This is a genomic window from Aliiroseovarius sp. PrR006, from assembly GCF_010500215.1.
Taxonomy (GTDB): Bacteria; Pseudomonadota; Alphaproteobacteria; order Rhodobacterales; family Rhodobacteraceae; genus Aliiroseovarius.
On record NZ_JAAGOY010000015.1, the window covers coordinates 1 to 4,650 of the forward strand.

Genomic DNA, 4,650 nt, shown 5'->3' on the forward strand with positions numbered 1-4,650 from the left:
TGGAATTCAACGTCATCCGCCACATGGTGAACCTGGAAACGGTAAACACCTATGAAGGCACCCATGACGTCCACGCCCTGATCCTGGGTCGTGCTCAGACTGGCCTGCAGGCATTCTTCTAAATCACCTTCCGAAGCGCTGAATGTTATTTGGCGCTTCAGTTTCGGGGAAAGCTGGCCTGTCTTGGCTTTCCCCACCTTCCTTCCAATTGATATTATGAGCGTGCGATGAAACAGAACCTCATTGCCGGCCAGTGGCTGGGCGGCGTGGATGCCGTTGAAAACCGCAATCCTGCTGACATTTCCGAAGTGATCGGCCTTTATGCCCGAGCGTCCGCTGATCAAGTAGATATGGCGGCCCAAGCCGCTCGCGCTGCACTTCCCGCGTGGGCGAATGCCTCGCCTCAACTGCGCTCGGATCTGCTCGAGTCGGTCGCCGCGCAGCTTTTCGCCCGCAAGGATGAAATTGGCGCTATTCTAGCCCGCGAGGAAGGCAAGACTTTGGCCGAAGCTGTAGGCGAGACTGCCCGTGCGGCGCAGATTTTCCGCTTTTTTGCTGGTGAGGCGATCCGGGTGGCAGGCGATGCAATTGCCTCGGTGCGCCCCGATGTTGATGTCGATGTCGTGCGTGAGCCGGTTGGTGTCATCGGACTGATCACGCCGTGGAACTTCCCGATTGCCATTCCGGCTTGGAAGATTGCTCCGGCGCTTGCATACGGCAACACGGTGTTATTCAAGCCCGCCGACCTGACCCCAGCAAGTGCACATATCCTATCCGAGATTATTGACCAAGCTGGCTGCCCGGCAGGGGTGTTCAATCTGGTGATGGGGCAGGGATCGATTGTCGGGAACGCCATCGCAACCCACCCCCAGGTCGACGCGATTTCCTTTACGGGCTCTGTCCCGGTTGGGCGCAATCTGGCTGTGACAGCTGCGCAGGGGATGAAGAAAGTCCAGCTTGAAATGGGTGGCAAAAACCCGATGGTGGTCATGGATGATGCCGATCTGGATATCGCCGTGCCCGCGGTACTGAACGGCGCCTTTTACTCGACCGGACAGCGCTGCACTGCCTCAAGCCGGATCATCGTTGACGCGGGCATTCATGATGCGTTTGTCGACCGTCTTGCCACCGAAGCGCTGGCGCTGAACATCGGGAACCCGCTGGATCCGCAGGTTCAAATTGGCCCGGTCGTGTCGGAGAAACAGCTGGCAGGAAACCTCGACTATGTGCGCATCGCGGCAGAAGAGGGTGCCGAAGTCATCGGTGGCGAGCGTCTGAACCGCGAAACCGAAGGCTACTTTCAGATGCCTGCGTTGTTCGTGAACGCGACCAACGACATGCGGTCCAGCCGAGAAGAGATTTTCGGTCCCTGCGCAAGCATCATCAAGGTTGCAGGTTTTGACGAAGCTCTTGCGGCAGCCAATGACACCGAGTTCGGCCTTTCTTCGGGCATCTGCACTTCAAGCCTGAAATATGCGCGCGAGTTCAAACGGCAAAGCCAAGCCGGGATGGTGATGGTCAACCTGCCGACGGCGGGTGTGGATTACCACGTGCCGTTTGGTGGGCGAAAGGGATCGTCCTACGGTTCCCGTGAACAGGGACGCTATGCGGCCGAGTTCTATACCGCGGTGAAAACCGCCTATAGCTTCGCCGGGTAGTCCGTCATGTCGCGTGATCTCATACTGGCGATCAATCCCGGCACGACAACCACCCGTTGTGCGCTGTCTGAAACCAATGCCACCGGTTTGACTGTCGTTGCAGAGCGGACCCTTGAGCATGACGAAACCGTCATGGCCGGATTTGGCAGTATCGCTGATCAGCTGTCCTATCGATCCGACTGTGTGTCTGAGTTTCTTTCCACAGAAATGGCAGCGGGCGACCGGTTGGTTGCCTGCGCGGGGCGTGGCGGAATGCTTACGCCGGTGCCGCCGGGTGTGATCGAGGTGAATGCTCAATTGGTGCATTTCGCGCTTTATACGCCGACTTACCATCACGCGAGCAATCTTGGGGCACCAATGGCTGCTAGTATTGCACAACAGCATGGTGTGCGCGCCTTTATCGTCGACCCGGTAAGTGTTGACGAGTTGCCGCCCGTGGCTCGGATTACGGGCTGCCCCGAGCTGCCCCGCTTCAGTTTCGTACATGCGCTCAATATTCGTGCATGCGGGCGAAAACTGGCGGCAGAGAAGGGCAAAAAGCTGAGTGACCTGCGCGCTGTCGTGGCCCATCTGGGCGCAGGGTTTTCCATCGCCGCTCTGGTTGATGGCAAATTGGTGGACAGCTCCAACCGGATGGAAGTCTCACCCTTCACGCCCGAAAGAGCCGGCGGTCTGCCGCCTTTGCCGCTGATCGAACTTTGCTATAGCGGCGCTTATACAAAAGCGCAGCTGCTGGCGAAGCTCTATGGCAATGGCGGAGTGTTCGCCCATTTGGGAACAAAGGACATCCGCAAAGTCGAAGCCATGATTGATGAAGGCTATGCGCATGCCGAACTGGTCTATGACGCAATGATCCTTCAGATTGCCAAGGCCATTGGAGCCATGGCCTCGGTTGCGGATTTTAACCTTGATGGCATCGTCCTGACGGGTGGATTGGCCAACAGCCCCCGCATCGTGGCGGCGCTGACAGAAAAGCTCAGCCGACTTGGTGAAATCACCGTGTATCCGGGCAGCAACGAGTGCCTTGCCTTGGCGCAGGGTGCCGCACGTGTCCTGCAGGGCGAGGAAACCGCCATGTCCTGGCCGGTTCAGCCGCTGGCAGAGGTCGTGTGATGACAAGGTTTGGCTTTAGCAACCTGATGAGACGGTTTGCAGGGCAGGGCGACGGTTGCACTCTTTGTGTGGCCGGAGGAAACGAACCCGACGTTATCAGGGCCGTCGTGGCTGCGTTGCAACGGGGGCTCGTCACGCGCGCGATAATCACCGGTGACGTCAACCTGATTGATGACCATCTGTCGCCCGATGTGACCGCACAAGTCGATATACGAAATGCTGACACGCCCGCAGAATGTGCGGAACTGGCCGTTGCAGCCATACGCTCTGGCGAGGGCGATATCCTGATGAAGGGCCATGTGGATAGCACGTCCTACCTGCGCGCTGTCGTCAACCGCACGGCCGGTCTTCGTGGGAATGGCATCCTGTCCAATGTGACAGTGGCCGAAATGTCGTCCTACCCCAAGCTGATCGCAGCAACGGACAACGGCATTGTCCCCGCGCCAGATCTTGATCAGAAACGGCAAATCCTTCTGAATACGGCACCGCTGTTTCGCGGGCTGGGAATTGATCCGGTCAAAGTCGCAGCCGTTGCTGCCACCGAGAAAGTCTCGGACGCTTTGCCAGCCACTCTTGATGCGCAACGTCTTGCTCAGGAAAGCCGACAAGGAAAACTGCCGGGTTTCGTTGTTGACGGCCCCTTCGGCTATGACGTCGCGGTCAGCCGGGCAGCGGCCGAAACGAAGAAGCTTGAAGGATCAGCCGTAGCTGGCGAAGCGGATCTTTTGCTTTTCCCCACAATCGATGCGGCCAATGCGGTCGCAAAATCATGGAAATACCACGGAGCGGCCGAAACAGGTTCACTGGTTTTGGGGGCGGTTGTTCCCGTGTTGCTGAACTCGCGGTCCGACACAGTTGCCCGCCGCATCAACGCCCTGTTGCTGGCGCTGGCCGTGAAGGCAGGAGAGAACCAATGACGCCTCAAACAATCGGAGTAATCGGCGCGGGTCAGATGGGCAATGGAATCGCGCAGGTGTTTGCCACCTCGGGATTCGATGTTCGGCTGAACGATTTGTCTGAGGACGCGCTGAAGGCGGCCATTTCTCGGATTTCAAAGAATTTGGATCGACAGGTGTCGCGCGGTCGGATGACCGATGACGAGAAATCGGACTACCTGTCCCGCATCAGCACAACAACCGATCTGGCGGATCTTGGCAGCACCGATCTGGTGATCGAGGCGGCGACCGAGCGAGAAGACATTAAGACCAGAATTTTCGCGAACCTTCAGCCCTCACTGCAGCCGCACACCATTCTGGCCAGCAATACGTCGTCGATCTCGATCACCCGCCTCGCTGCGGCAACAGATCGGCCCGAACAGTTCATCGGTCTTCACTTCATGAACCCGGTACCTGTTATGGAATTGGTGGAACTGATCCGCGGAATTTCCACGTCTGAAGAGACCTATCAAGAGATGCTAAGGCTGGTCGAACGGATTGGAAAAATCTCGGCCAGTGCCGAAGATTATCCTGCCTTCATCGTCAATCGCGTGTTGATCCCAATGATCAACGAGGCGGTTTATGCGCTATATGAAGGTGTCGGTAACGTGGCCAGTATCGACGCCTCAATGAAGCTTGGCGCGAACCATCCGATGGGGCCGCTTGAGCTTGGGGATTTCATTGGATTGGACACCTGTCTTGCCATCATGAACGTCCTGCACGACGGAATGGCCGATACAAAATACCGCCCCTGTCCCTTGCTAACGAAGTATGTCGAAGCCGGCTGGGTTGGCCGCAAGGCTGGGCGGGGATTTTATGACTATCGGGGGGAAACCCCCGTTCCAACACGCTAATTCAAAAGGAGACCGCCAATGAAGGTGCTTGTGCCTGTGAAGCGCGTGATCGACTACAACGTGAAAGTTCGTGTGAAAGCGGATGGAACC

At 57.5% G+C, this 4,650-nt stretch carries 4 protein-coding genes and 1 pseudogene; all 5 read left to right on the forward strand.

Translation table 11 applies throughout. The features are described from left to right. A pseudogene (locus tag G0Q00_RS15755) lies at window positions 1-122 on the forward strand (glutaryl-CoA dehydrogenase); the annotation flags it as partial. Between the two features lie 105 nt (window positions 123-227). Continuing rightward, the gene (locus tag G0Q00_RS15760; protein WP_163041084.1) at window positions 228-1,658 is read left to right on the forward strand and encodes an aldehyde dehydrogenase family protein; all 1,431 of its coding nucleotides are present in this window, start codon (window positions 228-230) and stop codon (window positions 1,656-1,658) included. A 6-nt stretch (window positions 1,659-1,664) separates the two neighbouring features. Beyond that, a complete protein-coding gene (gene buk, locus G0Q00_RS15765) occupies window positions 1,665-2,771 on the forward strand; it encodes a butyrate kinase (protein ID WP_163041086.1) in 1,107 nt (368 codons plus the stop codon). A 26-nt stretch (window positions 2,772-2,797) separates the two neighbouring features. Then, complete coding sequence (locus G0Q00_RS15770; protein WP_163041088.1) at window positions 2,798-3,688, forward strand: phosphate acyltransferase; 891 nt, start codon at window positions 2,798-2,800, stop codon at window positions 3,686-3,688. Next, on the forward strand, window positions 3,685-4,560 hold the full coding sequence (locus tag G0Q00_RS15775) for a 3-hydroxybutyryl-CoA dehydrogenase (RefSeq protein ID WP_163041089.1): 876 nt from the start codon (window positions 3,685-3,687) through the stop codon (window positions 4,558-4,560). Before G0Q00_RS15770 ends, G0Q00_RS15775 begins: the two co-directional genes overlap by 4 nt. The last annotated feature ends 90 nt before the right edge of the window (window positions 4,561-4,650 follow it).